Here is a 472-nt window from a genome sequence, read left to right on the forward strand (position 1 = left end):
AACGTTGGAAGTAACGGGCACCGAGGCGTAGCCGAGGGAACTCAAATGCGCAGCATTTGGGTGTCCCGTTGACTGACTTGTTAGGGCGCGGTGCCATTTGGCTTTGCCTTCCCAAGAAGGTCAAAGTCAGAACCGAACCCGGCCACGTAACTACCATCGAGCAAGCGTGCGCCGTAAATCGGTTTGCCGTCGGCCTCTTCGGCTTGAATGAGGATAGCGGGTTTTCGATGCCCTTGGTCTTTGAACCAGACATACTGAGGTACAGCAACCGGCAGAGGCTTGCCAATTGAGACCTCGCCGCGGGCTGCAACAAAAACAGCGTTTCCGTTCGCGACATCAGATTTTGTCGCAGAGCGACCAGCAATGAAACCAGTAGTTGGTAAAGGCGGCCATATGTTTTCTGCTCCATGAGCAGACATGCCGACGAGCGCAAGAATCGATAGCAACCTTCGTTTCATTCGGTAGCCCTAAC

Annotated in this window: 1 protein-coding gene; it reads right to left on the reverse strand. The window is 54.0% G+C overall.

The window, feature by feature from the left end:
- Positions 1–80: 80 nt before the first annotated feature.
- Positions 81–458 (reverse strand): hypothetical protein, encoded by a 378-nt coding sequence (locus ABWL39_RS20895; protein ID WP_367796144.1) that lies wholly within the window; start codon positions 456–458, stop codon positions 81–83.
- Positions 459–472: the final 14 nt, after the last annotated feature.

Origin of the sequence: Chitinivorax sp. PXF-14, assembly GCF_040812015.1 — a bacterium.
Taxonomy (GTDB): domain Bacteria; phylum Pseudomonadota; class Gammaproteobacteria; order Burkholderiales; family SCOH01; genus JBFNXJ01.